Source organism: Pseudomonas sp. FFPRI_1, assembly GCF_055384485.1.
In genome coordinates this window covers 821,496-837,832 of sequence record NZ_AP029168.1, presented here as the reverse complement: position 1 = coordinate 837,832, position 16,337 = coordinate 821,496, and the positions used below count along the sequence as shown (strand labels likewise).

The 16,337-nt window shown below is 63.8% G+C and carries 12 protein-coding genes and 3 pseudogenes; 11 read left to right on the top strand and 4 right to left on the bottom strand.

Going from position 1 to position 16,337, the window contains the following annotated elements; translation table 11 throughout:
* Nucleotides 1-18: 18 nt before the first annotated feature.
* From ACZ5BO_RS03745 to ACZ5BO_RS03735, 3 genes and pseudogenes are all read right to left on the bottom strand, one after another.
* Nucleotides 19-1,044, bottom strand: a pseudogene (locus tag ACZ5BO_RS03745) (cache domain-containing protein); the annotation flags it as partial.
* 163 nt (nucleotides 1,045-1,207) lie between these two features.
* Nucleotides 1,208-1,510 (bottom strand): cell division protein ZapA, encoded by a 303-nt coding sequence (locus tag ACZ5BO_RS03740; RefSeq protein WP_025130342.1) that lies wholly within the window; start codon nucleotides 1,508-1,510, stop codon nucleotides 1,208-1,210.
* Nucleotides 1,507-1,737 (bottom strand): hypothetical protein, encoded by a 231-nt coding sequence (locus ACZ5BO_RS03735; RefSeq protein WP_025130341.1) that lies wholly within the window; start codon nucleotides 1,735-1,737, stop codon nucleotides 1,507-1,509. The genes ACZ5BO_RS03740 and ACZ5BO_RS03735 overlap by 4 nt, the downstream gene beginning before the upstream one ends.
* A 310-nt stretch (nucleotides 1,738-2,047) precedes the next feature.
* Here ACZ5BO_RS03735 and ACZ5BO_RS03730 point away from each other — a divergent pair.
* The 11 genes and pseudogenes from ACZ5BO_RS03730 to trxC form a co-directional block, all read left to right on the top strand.
* Nucleotides 2,048-2,818: pseudogene (locus tag ACZ5BO_RS03730) on the top strand (MCP four helix bundle domain-containing protein); the annotation flags it as partial.
* On the top strand, nucleotides 2,801-3,673 hold the full coding sequence (locus ACZ5BO_RS03725) for a methyl-accepting chemotaxis protein (protein ID WP_371261335.1): 873 nt from the start codon (nucleotides 2,801-2,803) through the stop codon (nucleotides 3,671-3,673). The pseudogene ACZ5BO_RS03730 and the gene ACZ5BO_RS03725, both read left to right, overlap by 18 nt.
* A gap of 46 nt (nucleotides 3,674-3,719) precedes the next feature.
* Nucleotides 3,720-4,589, top strand: a pseudogene (locus tag ACZ5BO_RS03720) (MCP four helix bundle domain-containing protein); the annotation flags it as partial.
* A 30-nt stretch (nucleotides 4,590-4,619) separates the two neighbouring features.
* Nucleotides 4,620-5,492 carry a methyl-accepting chemotaxis protein gene (locus tag ACZ5BO_RS03715; RefSeq protein WP_371261334.1) on the top strand — a complete coding sequence of 291 codons (873 nt, stop codon included), beginning with the start codon at nucleotides 4,620-4,622 and terminating at the stop codon, nucleotides 5,490-5,492.
* Nucleotides 5,493-5,670: 178 nt separating this feature from the next.
* Entirely contained in the window at nucleotides 5,671-7,413 is a 1,743-nt protein-coding gene (locus ACZ5BO_RS03710; protein WP_025130338.1) for a potassium/proton antiporter, read from the top strand.
* A gap of 64 nt (nucleotides 7,414-7,477) precedes the next feature.
* Nucleotides 7,478-10,831 (top strand): mechanosensitive channel MscK, encoded by a 3,354-nt coding sequence (mscK, locus tag ACZ5BO_RS03705; protein WP_025130337.1) that lies wholly within the window; start codon nucleotides 7,478-7,480, stop codon nucleotides 10,829-10,831.
* Between the two features lie 49 nt (nucleotides 10,832-10,880).
* Entirely contained in the window at nucleotides 10,881-12,344 is a 1,464-nt protein-coding gene (selO, locus tag ACZ5BO_RS03700; protein WP_464698306.1) for a protein adenylyltransferase SelO, read from the top strand.
* Between the two features lie 175 nt (nucleotides 12,345-12,519).
* Nucleotides 12,520-12,960 (top strand): intracellular growth attenuator family protein, encoded by a 441-nt coding sequence (locus ACZ5BO_RS03695; RefSeq protein WP_025130335.1) that lies wholly within the window; start codon nucleotides 12,520-12,522, stop codon nucleotides 12,958-12,960.
* 73 nt (nucleotides 12,961-13,033) lie between these two features.
* Nucleotides 13,034-13,978, top strand: a complete 945-nt coding sequence (locus ACZ5BO_RS03690; RefSeq protein WP_464698304.1) for a hypothetical protein — start codon at nucleotides 13,034-13,036, stop codon at nucleotides 13,976-13,978.
* A gap of 26 nt (nucleotides 13,979-14,004) precedes the next feature.
* A complete protein-coding gene (locus tag ACZ5BO_RS03685) occupies nucleotides 14,005-14,955 on the top strand; it encodes a hypothetical protein (RefSeq protein ID WP_025130333.1) in 951 nt (316 codons plus the stop codon).
* A 92-nt stretch (nucleotides 14,956-15,047) separates the two neighbouring features.
* Nucleotides 15,048-15,482, top strand: a complete 435-nt coding sequence (trxC, locus tag ACZ5BO_RS03680; RefSeq protein ID WP_464698302.1) for a thioredoxin TrxC — start codon at nucleotides 15,048-15,050, stop codon at nucleotides 15,480-15,482.
* A 50-nt stretch (nucleotides 15,483-15,532) separates the two neighbouring features.
* Here trxC and ACZ5BO_RS03675 read toward each other — a convergent pair whose 3' ends face one another.
* Complete coding sequence (locus ACZ5BO_RS03675; protein WP_464698300.1) at nucleotides 15,533-16,303, bottom strand: ParA family protein; 771 nt, start codon at nucleotides 16,301-16,303, stop codon at nucleotides 15,533-15,535.
* Nucleotides 16,304-16,337 lie beyond the last annotated feature (34 nt).

Below are 16,337 nucleotides of genomic sequence, written 5' to 3'. Positions count from 1 at the left end.
GCGCTGGCTGTCGAGAAAACGATTGAACCCCCGCGCCAGGTCTCCCAGTTCATCGGCGCGGCTGGCGTCCAGGCGCAGGGTCAGGTCGCCACCGCCACTGCCGATCGCCACCAGCCCGGCGGTCACCTGGCGCACCGGCCGCACCAGCCCACGGGCCAGCCACACCACCAGCAACAGGCAGATCACGGCGATGGCCAGGCCGATAGCAGTGGCCAGCCAGAGGACTTGCCGGGCATCGGCATAAATCTGCGCTTCAGGCACCTCTGCCACCAGCGACCAGCCCATGTCGCGCAGCGGCAGGCTCAAGGCCAGGAAGGCTTCGCCGTCCCGTTCGAAGCGGCTGCTGGCCAGGCCCTCATGCCCCATGACCGCCTCGGCCGCTGCCGCGCCGATCTGTTCGGACAGGTGCCGCTTGCCGCTGAACTGCGCCTGGGGGTGGACCTGGATCAAACCATCGGCGCGCACCAGATAGACCTTGCCTCGCTCGCCGAAGCTGAAGTTGTGGATCAGTTCGGACAACTCCTTCATCTTCAACCCAAGCCCGGCGACGCCCACCAGCTTGCCGTCCTTCTTGACCCGCAGGTCGATGAACATCGCCAGTTCGCCGGTCGCCACGTCGGTGTCGATGTTCAGCAGGCGCGGCTTGTCACTGTCGATGAAGTTGTAGAACCAGGAATCCTTGGGATTGGCTCGACTGAGGGTGCGATCCAGGCCTTTCTCATTGTAGTAGTGGTTGCTCGCGGTGCCCACCATCAGGGTGGTGAACGCCTGGCTCTCAGCGCGAATGCCTTCCAGGTAGTCGACAAACACCTGGGCCTGCGCCGGGTCCTCGCCGGCCGCCAGCCAGTCGCGCAACATGCCGTTGCTGGCGATGTCCCGGGCGACCGTCAGCGGCTGGGTGAGGATGCGTTCGATATCGTTGCGCATGGCTTCGATGCTCGAAGGCAGCGCCCTGTCCACCAGGTAGTTCTGGGTCAGGTGATTGATCAGCACGGTGTAGAGGGCTACTACCACCAGCAGGCTGACCAGCAGGGCCGACCCCATGCTGAGGATCAGCTGCCATTGAATACTGCGTCGCCAGAATTGCATGGACCACCTCTTTCTTATTGGTATAAGAGGCTGAGATACCGCGCCAGCCGCGGAAAGTTGTATACAAACATTGATAATGTTTGTCCAACCTATTACCCGCTGACTGTGTGCATCTCGATCAATTCTGTTGAATGGTCTTGGCAATCACCTCGACGGTGGCACTGACCTGCTCCTGGTAACGCTCCAGTTCCTGCTCATGCCGCTGGCGCATCTCGATCTGTTGCGAGCACAGGTTCATCGCCGCCAGTACCAGCAGGCGCTCGCCGATCAGGGTCGGGTATTTCTTCTTGGTGTCGGCCAGGGCCGCCTTGAGCATCAGCGCGGCGTCCATCAGGGTCTGTTCCTGACCGGCCGGCGCCTTGATCGAGTAGTCCTCGCCGAGGATCGAAACGACCTTTACCCCATCGATGTGATGCTTCATGGGTTGGCAGGGCCCGCACTGACGCGCTCAACCAGGGCCTGGATGCGCGCGGCCGTGGCGCCTTGTTTCTCTTCCTGCTCCATCAGGCTCAGCTGCAGGCTTTCGTTCTCGTCCTTGGCCTGGGCCAGTTGGTCCTTGAGGGTTTCGTTCGTGCCGAGCAGTTCCTGGTTCTGTAGCACCAGGTCACTGACCAGCTGTTCCAATTGGCTGAGGGATGCTTCCAACATTTTGATCTTCCGGGCTTTTTGCAAAGGGCGCGTACGATAAAGAAAAGTCACCGTGGATGCCAGGGCTATCCAGGCGCAAAGCCTTGATTTTACAGGCGATGACCCTTCCGCGAGAGCTGCTAGAGACTGCCATTCTCCGCGACGGTTCCTGACGCTCCGTCGGACATGCCATTTTCTCGGATTTTTCTTTAATGGCGTCGGACTTTTCTGAATTCGCTCCTGACCATTCAAGAAGCCTTTTCGCAGCGCGATAGCCCGGTTACGTCCCTGACCCATAAGGCGCAAACAGCGCTCACTCGAGGTAGTCTCCATGTCCCTGCGCACCATGAACATCGCTCCGAGGGCATTCCTCGGATTCGCCCTGATCGGCTGCCTGATGCTGTTTCTTGGGGTCTTCGCCCTGAATCAGATGAGCAAGATCCGCGCAGCGACCGAAAGAATCACCCAGGACACCATTCCCAGCATCAAGAGCGTCGATGAGTTCACCCAATTAAGCCTGCGCCTGCGAATCCAGGCCTATCGACTACTGCTCAACCGCGACCCCCAGGCACAACAACGGACCCTGGAGTCCATCAGCCAGCGCAACCTGCAGATCGATGAAGCCCAGAAGCGCTACCAGACACTCATCAGCAGTCCCGAAGAGCGCGCGGCCTACGATGAGTACAGCACCCTGCTGACCCACCACCGCGAGCTGGAAGGCCAACTGATCGAACTGTCACGCAACAATCGGCTCGACGAGATGCAAACGCTGTTGAACACCGAGCTGATGGACAATGCCGAGAAGATCAACGCGACCCTCAATCAATTGGTGGAAATCAACACCCACTACTCCACCGTCGCCGACCAGGAATCCGCCAATCAATACAACACAGCCTTCAATCTGGTGGTGGGGCTGCTGGTGCTGGCCACGGCCCTGACTCTGCTGTTTGCCTGGCGGCTGACCCGCAGCATCACCCAGCCCATCGCCTATGCCCTGAGCGCGGCCGAAGAGATTGCCGAAGGCAACCTGACCCGGCCGATCACGGTCGACAGCAGTGACGAGGCCGGCCGCCTGTTGCAGGCCATGGTCACGATGCAGGAGAAGCTGCGGGATACCCTGCAGCGCATTTCCGGCTCCGCCAGCCAACTGGCCTCGGCAGCCGAGGAGCTCAACAGCGTCACCGACGAAAGCGCCCGGGGCCTGAGCCAGCAGAACAATGAAATCGAACAGGCGGCCACCGCCGTCAATGAAATGACCAGCGCCGTGGAAGAAGTCGCGCGCAACGCGGTCAGCACCTCCGAAGCCTCCCAGAGCGCCACCACCTCCGCCGGGGCCGGACGGGACAGGGTGCAGGAAACCGTCTCGGCCATCGAACGCATGACCGGTGACGTGCAAAGCACTGCCAACCTGATCGGCGACCTGGCCAACGAATCCCGGGACATCGGCAAGGTACTGGACGTGATCCGTGGCCTGGCCGACCAGACCAACCTGCTGGCCCTCAATGCCGCCATCGAGGCGGCGCGTGCCGGCGAGGCGGGCCGTGGCTTTGCCGTGGTCGCCGACGAAGTCCGCGCGCTGGCGCACCGCACCCAGCAATCGACCAGTGAAATCGAACGCATGGTCGGCAGCATCCAGAGCGGCACCGAGCACGCCGTGGACTCCATGCGCAACAGCACCGAACGCGCCGAGTCGACCTTGGATATCGCCCGCAGCGCCGGCCTGTCCCTGGACACCATCAACAGTGCCATCAACGAGATCAACGAGCGCAACCTGGTGATTGCCAGCGCCGCCGAAGAACAAGCCCAGGTCGCCCGGGAAGTGGACCGCAATCTGGTGAACATCCGCGACCTGTCGGCACAGTCCACCACGGGCGCCAACCAGACCCGCTCCGCCAGCAGTGAACTGTCGATCCTGGCCGTTGACCTGAACAACCTGGTGAACCGATTCCAGCTGTAAAAGTACTTTTTTCCGGCTCCAGGGCTCTATTACGGGCCTGGAGCCGATGCGTTCGGCCAGCGACGCTCCCGGCAGGGTGCGTACCCAAAAGGCTAAATCCACGGCGGGGCTCAAGACTTTAGTCGTACGACCGATAAGTCACGGTAGATCAGTCTCAAGCCCCCGCACGGATGCGCCCTTTTTGGTACTTACCATGTCCCTTCGTAATATGAACATCGCACCACGGGCCTTCCTCGGCTTTGCCATGATCGGCGGCTTGATGCTGATCCTCGGTGTATTCGCCCTGAACCAGATGAGCAAGATCCGCGGCGCCGCCGAGGACATCACCCTGAGCAGCGTGCCGAGCATCAAGAGCCTCGACGAGTTTACCCAGCTGACCCTGCGCCTGCGGGTGCTGTCCTATCGCTTGCTGGTCAACCGTGAACCGGACATCCAGCAAAAGACCATCGAGCTGCTGGACATGCGCAACCAGCAGATCCGCACCGCCCAGACCACCTACGAACAACTCATCACCAGCCCGGCGGAAAAAAACGCCTATGACCAGTACGTCCAGTTGCTGGGCCAGTACCGGCAGATCGAGGAGCGGATGAAATCGCTGTCGCGCAACAATCAGGTGGATGACCTGCGCAACCTGCTCAACACCGAACTGCTGAACAACTCCGAAGCGATGAACACGGTGCTCAACCGCCTGCTGGAGATCAACACCCAGCAGACCGTGGACACCAACCAGAAAGCGGCAGAGCAGTATTCCTCGGCCTTCAACCTGGTGGTGGCACTGCTGGTGCTGGCCACCGGCCTGACCTTGCTGTTCGCCTGGCTGCTGACCCGCAGCATCACCCACCCGATCGCCAATGCCCTGAGCGCCGCCGAAGAAATCGCCGAAGGCAACCTGAGCCGGCCGATCACGGTCGACGGCAGCGACGAAGCCGGGCGCCTGCTGCAGGCCATGGCCAAGATGCAGGAGAAACTGCGAGACACCCTGCAGCGCATTTCCGGCTCCGCCACCCAGCTGGCCTCGGCAGCCGAAGAGCTCAACAGCGTCACCGAAGAAAGTGCCCGTGGCCTGACCCAGCAAAACAACGAAATCGAACAGGCCGCCACCGCAGTCAATGAAATGACCAGCGCCGTGGAAGAAGTGGCGCGCAACGCCGTGAGCACCTCGGAAGCCTCGAAGAACGCCACCACCTCGGCCGGCGACGGTCGCGACCTGGTGCAGGAAACCGTCTCGGCCATCGAGCGCATGAGCTCCGACGTGCAAGGCACCGCCAGCCTGATCGGCGACCTGGCCAACGAATCCCGGGACATCGGCAAGGTGCTGGATGTGATCCGCGGCCTGGCCGACCAGACCAACCTGCTGGCCCTCAATGCGGCCATCGAAGCAGCGCGTGCCGGTGAAGCCGGTCGCGGCTTCGCCGTGGTCGCCGACGAAGTCCGTGCCCTGGCCCACCGCACCCAGCAGTCCACCAGCGAAATCGAACGCATGATCGGCAGCATCCAGAGCGGCACCGAGCACGCCGTGGACTCCATGCGCAACAGCACCGAGCGCGCCGAGTCGACCCTGAACATCGCCCGTGGCGCCGGCCTGTCCCTGGACACCATCAACAGCGCCATCATCGAGATCAACGAACGCAACCTGGTGATCGCCAGCGCCGCCGAGGAACAGGCCCAGGTCGCCCGGGAGGTGGACCGCAACCTGGTGAACATCCGCGACTTGTCGGTGCAGTCGGCCACCGGCGCCAACCAGACCAGTGCAGCCAGCAACGAGCTGTCGCGCCTGGCCGTGGACCTCAACAGCATGGTCGCGCGCTTCAACCTCTAAAGCCCCCGGCCAGCGCCATCGGGGCCTTGGCAACGCCCCGTCGGAGACTGCCTGCGGGGCGCATGCCGCGGTCACGAAAAGCTTTTTGACAGCGGCACAATTCAACAGGTTAGAATCGCTGGCACGCAGACTGCATGGTCAGTTTGCGCCTGCCTCATTTCGCCCTGGAGTACTGCCTTTGAATGCGACGACCATCAACAGCCTGTTCTTGATCGGCGCGTTGCTGGTGGGTGCAAGCATTCTGGTGAGTTCACTGTCCTCCCGTCTCGGGATCCCGATCCTGGTGATCATCCTCGCCGTGGGCATGACCGCCGGGGTCGATGGCGGTGGCATCATTTTCAACAACTACCCGACCGCCTACCTGGTGGGCAACCTGGCGCTGGCGGTGATCCTGCTCGACGGCGGCCTGCGCACCCGGGTCGCGAGTTTTCGGGTGGCGCTGTGGCCGGCGCTGTCACTGGCCACGGTCGGGGTGCTGATCACCACCGGGCTGACCGGCATGGCCGCCGCCTGGCTGTTCGACCTCAACCCGATCCAGGGCCTGCTGATTGGTGCGATCGTCGGCTCCACCGACGCCGCCGCAGTGTTTTCCCTGCTGGGGGGCAAGGGCCTCAACGAACGGGTCAGTGCCAGCCTGGAGATCGAATCCGGCAGCAACGATCCGATGGCGGTGTTCCTCACCGTGACCCTGATCGACATGCTCGCCAGCGGCCAGACCGGCCTGCACTGGAGCCTGCTGGGGCATCTGATCCGCGAATTCGGCATCGGCGGCATCATTGGCCTGGGCGGCGGCTGGCTGATGCTGCAACTGGTCAACCGCATCCACCTGGCCAACGGCCTGTACCCGATCCTGGTGGTCGCCGGCGGCCTGGTGGTCTTCGCCCTGACCAACGCCCTGCACGGCAGCGGCTTCCTGGCGGTGTACCTGTGCGGCCTGGTCATCGGCAACCGCCCGGTGCGCAGCCGCCACGGCATCCTGCACATGCTCGACGGCATGGCCTGGCTGGCGCAGATCGGCATGTTCCTGGTGCTCGGGCTGCTGGTCACCCCCCATGACCTGCTTCCCATCGCCCTGCCGGCCCTGGGCCTGGCGCTGTGGATGATCCTGTTCGCCCGGCCGTTGTCGGTGCTGGTGGGCCTGGCCCCGTTCAAGGCCTTCCACGGCCGGGAAAAGGCCTTCATTTCCTGGGTCGGGCTGCGGGGCGCAGTGCCGATCATTCTCGCGGTGTTCCCGTTGATGGCCGGGCTGCCCGACGCCCAGCTGTATTTCAACCTGGCGTTCTTCATCGTGCTGATCTCGCTGCTGGTGCAGGGCACCAGCCTGCCGTGGGTGGCCAAGTGGCTCAAAGTCACGGTGCCGCCGGAACCGGCGCCGATTTCCCGGGCGGCCCTGGAAGTCCACGTCACCAGCGAGTGGGAGCTGTTCGTCTACCGCCTGGGCGCCGAGAAGTGGTGCATCGGTGCCGCCCTGCGGGAGCTGAAGATGCCCGAAGGCACGCGGATCGCCGCACTGTTTCGCGGCCAGCAACTGCTCCATCCGTCGGGTAGTACCGTGCTCGAAGCCGATGACCTGCTGTGCGTGATCGGCCATGAACACAACCTGGCGGCCCTCGGCAAACTCTTCAGCCAGGCACCGGAGCGGGGCCTGGACCTGCGCTTCTTCGGCGACTTCGTGCTGGAGGGCGACGCCCAGCTGGGCGCGGTCTCGGCGCTCTACGGGCTCAAGCTCGACGGCCAGGACGCCGACATGCCCCTGGGGGCCTTCATTGCCCAGAAGGTTGGCGGCGCGCCGGTGGTCGGCGACCAGGTGGAATGGAACAACACCATCTGGACCGTGGCGGTGATGGACGGGAACAAGATCGGCAAAGTCGGCGTCAGATTCCCCGAAGGAAGTCGCCCAGGCCCCGGACTCTTCCTCTAAACTCGGGAACGCGTCCGGCCCCGCCGCCACGTTCCCCCTATCCCTACTTGCTTGACCGACTTCTATGCCTACCCTGCGCCACTTTTTCGCTATCGCCCTGCTGGGCCTGAGTCTCTCTGTCGGCGCCGCACAGGGCGGTGATCCGCCCAGTGCCGAGTCGGTCCAGCAGAACCTGGATAAGATCGCCGAGCGCAAGCTGCCCGAGGCCGATCAGAAGGCCCTGCAGACGCTGCTGCAGAACACCCTTGGCCAGCTCAATACCAAGCAGGACTACGAACGCCGCCTGGCGGACCTGAAGCAGCAACTGAGCAATGCCCCGCGCCTGACCGCCGACAACCAGCGGGAACTGGCGCGCCTCAAGGCCACCAAGGTGGTGCCGGTAGCCCAGCGCTATGCCTCGCTGTCAGTGGCCCAGCTGGAGCAATTGCTGGCCGAGCGCACCACCACCCAGGGCGAGTTGCAGAAGGCCCTGGCGGACGCCAACAGCATGACCATCACCGCCCAGACCCGCCCCGAGCGCGCCCAGGCCGAGATCAGCGGCAGCCAGGCGCGGATCCTGCAGATCAACGCCGCCCTCAAGACCGGCAAGGACAGCGGCAAGCTGCTCAGTGCCGACCAGCGCAACCTGCTCAATGCCGAGCTGGCGGCGATCAACGCCCTGATTCCCCTGCGCCGCCAGGAACTGGCGGGCAACAGCCAGCTGCAGGACCTGGGCAACAGCCAGCATGACCTGCTGATGGAAAAGACCGCGCGCCTGGAACATGAGATCCAGGACCTGCAGACCCTAATCAACCAGAAACGCCTGGCCCAGTCCCAGGAGACCGTGACCCAGCAGTCCATCGAGGCGCAGAAGGCCGGGGGCAGCAGCCTGCTGGCCACCGAGAGCGCCACCAACCTCAAGCTCTCCGACTACCTGCTGGTGTGCACCGACCGCCTCAACGAGCTGACCCAGCAGAACCTGCAGACCAAGCAGCAACTGGACAGCGTGAGCCAGAGCGACGCCGCCCTGGACGAACAGATCAACGTGCTCAAGGGCAGCCTGCTGCTGTCGAAGATCCTCTACAAGCAGAAGCAGGCCCTGCCGCGCCTGAAACTGGACCGGGACCTGGCGGACGAAATCGCCGACATCCGCCTCTACCAGTTCGAGATCAACCAGCAGCGCGAACTGCTCAGCAGCCCCAGCGGCTACGTCGACAACCTGCTCAAGACCCAGCCACCGGAGCAGGTCACGCCACAGCTGCGCCGGACCCTGATCGACCTGGCACTCACCCGCGCCGACCTGCTGGAGCGCCTGAACCGCGAGCTGAGCGCGCTGCTCAACGAATCCATCACCCTGCAACTGAACCAGAAGCAACTGCTGAGCACCTCGCAGAACCTGCGGGCAACCCTCGACGAGCAGATGTTCTGGATCCCCAGCAACAAGCCCCTGGACGCCGAATGGCTGCAGGAAGTCCCTGAGCGCCTGCAGAAACAGATCACCACGCTGCCCTGGGCCTCCAGCCTCAGCGAGCTGACCGATGGCCTGGCGCAAAGGCCGCTGCTGTTCCTGCCGCTGCTGCTGTTGCTCGGTGCCCTGCTGTGGCGGCGCAAGAACCTCTATTCGCGCCTGAACAAGGTGCACAAGGACATCGGTCACTTCAAACGCGATAGCCAGTGGCACACACCGCTGGCGATCCTGGTGAACATTCTGCTGGCGATGCCGGTGAGCCTGGCCCTGGCCCTGTGCGGTTATGCCCTGCAGACCGACGCCCGGGGGCAGAACGTCAACCTCGGCGCGGCGCTGCTGCAGATCGCCCAGGCCTGGCTGGTGTTCTACACCGCCTACCGGATCCTCGCCCCAGGCGGTGTGGCCGAGCTGCATTTTCGCTGGGAGAAACCCCAGGTCGAATTCCTCCAGGGCTGGGTCCGTCGGCTCGGGCTGGTGGTCCTGGCACTGGTGGCCGTGGTGGCGGTGGCCGAGCACCAGCCGGCAGCCCTGGCCGATGACGTCCTGGGCATCGCCGTGGTGCTGACCTGCTACGGGCTGATGGCCTGGTTGCTGAGCCGCCTGCTGCTGAGCAGCCCGACCCACGAGAACGCCTCGTTGTTTCGCAAGGCGGTGGGATTGCTGTTCACCCTGCTGCCGATCGCCTTGTTCATCGCAGTGTGCTTCGGCTACTACTACACCGCCCTGAAACTCAGCGACCGCCTGATCAACACCCTGTACCTGCTGATGTTCTGGCTGGTGATCGAGGCCACCTTCGTGCGCGGCCTCAGCGTCGCCGCGCGGCGCCTGGCCTATCAGCGAGCGCTGAGCAAGCGCCAGGCCGCCAAGGAAGCCGGGGAAAGCGGCGAGGCCGTGGTCGAAGAACCGACCATGGACATCGAGAAGGTCAACGAGCAGTCCCTGCGCCTGATCCGCCTGGCGCTGCTGGGCGGCTTCATGGCCGCGCTGTACTGGGTCTGGTCGGACCTGATCACGGTGTTCTCCTACCTCGACAACGTGACCCTGTACGAATACACCAGCGGCACCGGCGCCAACATGAGCATGGTGCCCATCAGCATCGGCGACATGCTCGGCGCGCTGATCATCGTCGGCATCACCTTCGCCCTGGCGCGCAACCTGCCGGGGCTCCTGGAAGTGCTGGTGCTGTCCAAGCTCGACCTGGCCCAGGGCAGCGCCTACGCCACCACCACCCTGCTGTCCTACGCCATCGCCGGGATCGGCTTCGTGGCCACCCTGTCGACCCTCGGGGTCAGTTGGGACAAGCTGCAATGGCTGGTCGCCGCCTTGTCGGTGGGCCTGGGTTTCGGCATGCAGGCGATCTTCGCCAACTTCATCTCCGGCATCATCATCCTGTTCGAGCGACCGGTGCGCATCGGCGACACCATCACCATCGGCAACCTCTCGGGCACGGTGAGCAAGATCCGCATCCGCGCCACCACCATCACCGACTTCGACCGCAAGGACATCATCGTCCCCAACCAGACCTTCATCACCGGGCAGTTGATCAACTGGTCGCTGACCGACACCATCACCCGGGTCACCCTGAAGCTCGGCGTCGACTACGGCTCGGACCTGGACCTGGTGAAGGAGCTGCTGCTCAAGGCCGCCCGGGACAACCCGCGGGTACTCAAGGAACCCGAGCCCCATGTGTACTTCCTGAACTTCGGCGAAAGCACCCTGGACCACGAGCTGCGCATGCACGTGCGCGAACTGGGGGACCGTAACCCGGTGGTGGACGAGGTCAACCGCTTCATCAACCGCGAGTTCAAGAAGCAGCACATCAACATCTCGTTCCGGCAGATGGAGGTCTACCTGAAAAACCTCCACGGCCAGGAATACAAGATGGTGCCCATCGAGCCGGAGGCCAAGACCATAGTCCCGGCGCCCGAGGGCAAGCCGCTGCAGGAACCGCCGCCGAGCAAACTCGACTAAGGCCTCTATCCCTAGCAGAATGCTCGGACATTCTGCTGGGAGATGGCCGTTGAAAGCCCTCGACGAACTGACCTTCGACAACCGCTTCGCCCGCCTGGGCGACGCCTTCTCGACCCACGTACTGCCCGAACCCCTCGACCACCCCAGGCTGGTGGCGGCCAGCCCCGCCGCCATGGCGCTGCTGGACCTGGACCCGGCCGTGGCGCAAAGCCCGGTATTCGCCGAACTGTTCGGCGGACACAAGCTGTGGGCCGAGGCCGAGCCCCGGGCAATGGTCTATTCCGGGCATCAGTTCGGTTCCTACAACCCGCAACTGGGCGACGGCCGCGGGCTATTGCTGGGCGAGGTCTACAACCAGGCGGGTGAACATTGGGACCTGCACCTCAAGGGCGCGGGGCAGACACCCTACTCGCGCATGGGCGACGGCCGCGCGGTGCTGCGCTCGTCGATCCGCGAGTTCCTCGCCTCCGAGGCCCTGCACGCCCTGGGCATCCCCAGCTCCCGGGCGCTGTGCGTGATCGGGTCGGACACCCCGGTCTGGCGCGAGAAGCAGGAACGCGGGGCGATGGTCCTGCGCCTGGCACCCAGCCATATCCGCTTCGGCCATTTCGAGTATTTCTACTACACCAAGAAACCCGAGCAGCAGAAACAACTGGGCGAGCACGTGCTGGCCCTGCACTTCCCCGAGTGCCTGGAACAACCCGAGCCCTACCTGGCGATGTTTCGCGAGATCGTCGAGCGCAACGCCGAGCTGATCGCCAAATGGCAGGCCTATGGCTTCTGCCACGGGGTGATGAACACCGACAACATGTCGATCCTGGGCATCACCTTCGACTTCGGCCCCTTCGCCTTCCTCGACGACTTCGACGCCCACTTCATCTGCAATCATTCCGATGACCAGGGCCGCTACTCCTTCAGCAACCAGGTGCCCATCGGCCAGTGGAACCTCAGCGCCCTGGCCCAGGCCCTGACGCCGTTCATCAGTGTCGAGGCGCTGCGCGAAACCCTGGGCCTGTTCCTGCCGCTGTACCAGGCCCACTACCTGGACCTGATGCGCCGGCGCCTGGGCTTCACCCAGGCCGAGGACGACGACCAGAAGCTGGTGGAACGCCTGCTGCAACTGATGCAGAACAGCGGCGTCGACTACAGCCTGTTCTTCCGCCGCCTGGGGGAAGAGGCTCCAGAACAGGCGCTGGCCCGGCTGCGGGACGACTTCGTCGACCGCGACGGTTTCGATGCCTGGGCCGGGCTGTACCAGGCCCGGGTCGCCCGGGATCCGATCCAGGGCCAGGACCTGCGCCGGGAACGCATGCACGCGGTCAATCCGCTGTACATCCTGCGCAACTATTTGGCGCAGAAAGCCATCGACGCCGCAGAAGCGGGGGACTACAGCGAAGTGCGCCGCCTGCATCAGGTACTGAGCCGGCCTTTCGAGGAACAGGCCGGCATGGGCAGCTATGCCGAGCGCCCACCGGAGTGGGGCAAGCACCTGGAAATCAGCTGTTCGTCCTGAGCCGGACGGCGCTATCCATCGAGCCCAGGAAGCCCTCGGCCAGCCTGCGGACGTGCCGCAGGTTGAACGCCTGCTTGACACTCGGCACTGGCGCGAGCTGCGATTGCACATGGACCCGCCACTGACGGACAGGGATAATGCGCACCCCTGATGTCCAGTACCTGCAAGGATGCGCATGAACCTGTTCCTCAACCTCGTCACCCTGGCTTGCGGCGTCATCAGCCTGGTGTCGGCGGTCATCTACCTGAGCCGGCGCGCCAAGTACCGGATGAACCTGCAGGACCTGCGCCTGCACGGGCAACCGCACCGCACCATCACCCAGGCCGAACTGGACGCGCTCGCCCAGCAGACCGCCAGCCTGCAACGCATCCAGGGCAGCGGCGGCATGTCCTACCAGCCGCTCAGCGAGAGCGTCTATCTGATTCGTGGCGGCAGCGCGAGCGACGGGCTGGAACTGCCGGCCCAGGCGCTGCAGCACCTGTCGATCGGCGACATCCCGGTGGAATTCCCCTACCCGATGGAAAGCTTCCTCGCCGCCAGCAACCTGGCCGAAGTGGTCATCGCCAAGAAGTTCGCCGTAGTCATCGGCCTCAACGGGCATCGCCTGGCCCAGTGACGCAGCGGCAGCCATCCTCACCGCCCGCCCCTGTCGCCAACCCTGCCCTCGTCGCCCCCAGCAAGAGTCCATCATGAAACCTCGCTACCTATCGCTGTTGCCCCTGCTGCTCGCCCTGACCGGGTGCAAGGAAGATTTCGCCACCCTGCACTTCCAGGACTCGGTGCGTTCCGACCCCAAGGCCGGCCCGCAATACTCCGACCAGTTGGTGCACGAGGCGTACAAGCAGAGCATCTACACCGCAATCGCTGCCCAGGGCCTGGACCCGGACGCCATTGCCCTGGAGCGCGACAAGGAGGATGACAAGGTGATCCACCTGCGCCTGGTGGACTACTCCCTGAGCCCGGAACAGCGGGGCAGCCTCAAGGCCCTCTTCGAACAGGTCACCGCTGCACGCCAGGCCAGCTCGATGAACCTGCACCTGGAGCTGGACAATGCCCATGCCAAGGTCACCCCGTCCGGCACCAGCGACTTGCCGGGCAGCATTGACGCCACCCTGGAGTTCGACCCGGAGTTCGGCATGCTGCTGGACCGCAGCTACGACGACAGCATGCGCGCCATTGTCAACGAGAGCGAAATCGAAGGCCCGGTCAGTTGCAAGATCACCGCGCACCTGGCAATGCCCGCGCGCTTGAAACTGATCGCCTACGAAGCCCTGGAACAGGACAACAGCGAGCGCGGCCTGATCTCCTTGCTGACCCGCAGCGGCAACATTGCCAAGGTGGCGCTCAAGGTGCATTTCGCCGACCCGGACCTGAACCGCCACCTGCAACAGAAAACCATCCAGGCCTGGCCATCGAGTTCGAAAATCACCCACCCCGCCCCGGTGCCCCTTGATGAGTTCGCCATCGTCATCGGCTCCATCGGTGTCCAGACCCTGACCGCAGCCCTGCCCTTCGACACCCGCAAGGACGAACTGCAAGCGCTGTGCGAGCAGAAGATGCAGACCCTGGGTCGGCCCTTTACCTTTCAAATGGGTCGGACCCTGGATCGCTTGACCAGCGTCGACTACCGCTAACACCCCGTGCACGCCAAGGATTGCCATTGAACCGCCGCCTCTACGCCACCGCCCTGCTGCTGATGCTGCTCTGCGGCTGCAAGCAGACCTACCTCACCCTGCATTTCCAGGAAGAAGTGGGTGACCCCAAACAGGCCCGGATCGTGCCGTACTTTGCAGAAACCATCACTCAGATGGCCGTGGGGATCGGCATCGAGCCTGACCACATCGGCCTGGAGATGGATCGCAAGGACGACAGGACCCTGCACCTCAGCCTGGACAGCAGCGTGCCGGAAACCCAGCGCCAACGTCTGCGGCAACTGTTCAGCGAAATAGTCGAGGCTCGCGCAGCCGGCACCTTCGAGGCGGTGCTGGAGATCGCCCCGGAAACCGGGAAATACACCAGCCCCGAGTACCGCAAGAGGGCCATGGCCTTGCCGCGGCGTATCTCGCTGGCGCTCGAGCCGGTGAAATACGCCGATGTGCTGTTTCATTACTCGATGGAGGAGTTGATCAGCGGCAAGCTCTCGGCCACCGGCACGCCCAACGAGGCGTTTTGCCAATACCAGGCCACCCTCCAGGCGCCGGGCATGCCGTTCAGCCAGATGGGCAGCAAGGCCGGGAGCGGAGCTGGGGATTACAACGTTTACCTGGAATGGAAGGACAACAAGCGCGAACCGGCGCAGTTCTTGTTCGGCAACATCAGGTTCGCCAACCCCACGCTCAACCAGATGCTGTTCGACAACCGCATCCAACTGTCCGCGATCAAGACCTCCTGGGGCACGCGAGCGGATCGCCGGGCCGACCGCGTCGGCTTCAGTGTCGGTTCCCTCGGCTTGCAGTACCACGAGGATGGGGAGATTTCTCCGTTGCAACACATAGGCTTCATGGGCCGGTGCGAGGGTATGGCCATGGACCTGGGCCGCCCCTTTACCTTTTACATCGGCCGCTCCATGGACCGCCTGGTCAGCGTCGAACAGGCCCCGCCCAGCAGCTGAAGCCAGGGCGACGCCCGCCCGGCAGCGGCGACTTGATATTCACCCCGGGCACCGCCATTTAAGGCGCTCTACCCTGTTTGCGGAACCCAACCATGACCGAGCCACTGCTGATCCCCTGCCCGCACTGCAACGGCCTCAACCGCATCCCCGCCGAACGCCTGGGGGACCACCCCAAGTGCGGGCGCTGCAAGGCCGAGGTGTTGCTGAACAAACCCTTTGACTTGAAACAGGGCGACTACGCCAGCCAGATCAAGGGCGACCTGCCGTTGCTGGTGGATGTCTGGGCCGACTGGTGCGGGCCGTGCAAATCCTTTGCACCGGTCTTTGCGCAGGCCGCCGCGCAATTGAGTGGCAAATGCCGCCTGGCCAAGCTGGACAGCGAAGCCAACCCGCAGTTGTCGGGGCAATTGGGCATTCGCTCGATTCCCAGCCTGATCCTGTTCAGGAACGGTCGGGAAGTGGCCCGGCAAAGCGGCGCCTTGCCGCTGCCGCAGCTGTTGAGCTGGTTGCGCAGCCAGGGGATTTGACCCGCCGCCATGAGCCGCAGGCATAACCTGCGCTCACGGCAGCTTGAGGGTCAGGCGTTTTCCAGCAGGTTGTGCAGGTCGACGAATTGCTGGGTCAGCTTGTGCCGTGGGTCGAGATGGATCAGCGGCATGCTGGCCTGGTGGGATTCACGCATGCGCACCGAGCTGCCCAGGTACACCGGCAGCACCGGCAAGCCTTCGCTGATCAGCTCGTCGAGCATCTGTTGCGGCAGGCTGGCCCGGGCCTGGAACTGGTTGACCACGATGCCCTCGACCTGCAGGCCTTCGTTGTGGTCCTCCTTCAACTCTTCGATCTCCGCCAGCAGGCCGTACAGCGCCTGGCGGGAAAAGCTGTCGCAGTCGAAGGGGATCAACACGCGATCAGCGGCGATCAGCGCCGATACCGCATAGAAATTCAAGGCCGGTGGCGTATCCAGGTAGATCCGGTCATAATCCTCGGCCAGCTCGTCCAGCAACTTACGCAGCTTGTTGATCTTGTGCTTGGCCTCAAGCTTGGGCTGCAGATCCGCCAGCTCGGCGGTGGCCGTGATCACGTGCAGGTTGTCGAACGGGGTCTCGTAGATATCCACCTGGTTCTTTTTCGAGAACGGGCCGGATGACAGGGTCTGCTTGAAGAAATCGGCGATGCCCATGGGAATGTCCTCGCCGGTCAGGCCGGTGAGGTACTGGGTCGAGTTGGCCTGGGCATCCAGGTCCACCAGCAAGGTGCGATAGCCCTCGCTGGCGCTGACCGCCGCCAGGTTGCAGGCAATGCTGGACTTGCCAACGCCACCTTTCTGATTGAACACCACGCGCCGCATGTCTAAACCTCCGTGTATCAAAGATCACCGAGTG

Excerpts from the sequence above, each read along its gene's own strand:
- ACZ5BO_RS03740 (WP_025130342.1), bottom strand. The coding sequence starts at position 1,510 with ATGAAGCATCACATCGATGGGGTAAAGGTCGTTTCGATCCTCGGCGAG.
- trxC (WP_464698302.1), top strand. The coding sequence starts at position 15,048 with ATGACCGAGCCACTGCTGATCCCCTGCCCGCACTGCAACGGCCTCAAC.
- ACZ5BO_RS03725 (WP_371261335.1), top strand. The coding sequence starts at position 2,801 with ATGGTCACGATGCAGGAGAAGCTGCGGGATACCCTGCAGCGCATTTCC.
- ACZ5BO_RS03690 (WP_464698304.1), top strand. The coding sequence starts at position 13,034 with ATGAAACCTCGCTACCTATCGCTGTTGCCCCTGCTGCTCGCCCTGACC.
- mscK (WP_025130337.1), top strand. The coding sequence starts at position 7,478 with ATGCCTACCCTGCGCCACTTTTTCGCTATCGCCCTGCTGGGCCTGAGT.
- ACZ5BO_RS03715 (WP_371261334.1), top strand. The coding sequence starts at position 4,620 with ATGGCCAAGATGCAGGAGAAACTGCGAGACACCCTGCAGCGCATTTCC.
- ACZ5BO_RS03735 (WP_025130341.1), bottom strand. The coding sequence starts at position 1,737 with ATGTTGGAAGCATCCCTCAGCCAATTGGAACAGCTGGTCAGTGACCTG.
- ACZ5BO_RS03675 (WP_464698300.1), bottom strand. The coding sequence starts at position 16,303 with ATGCGGCGCGTGGTGTTCAATCAGAAAGGTGGCGTTGGCAAGTCCAGC.
- ACZ5BO_RS03695 (WP_025130335.1), top strand. The coding sequence starts at position 12,520 with ATGAACCTGTTCCTCAACCTCGTCACCCTGGCTTGCGGCGTCATCAGC.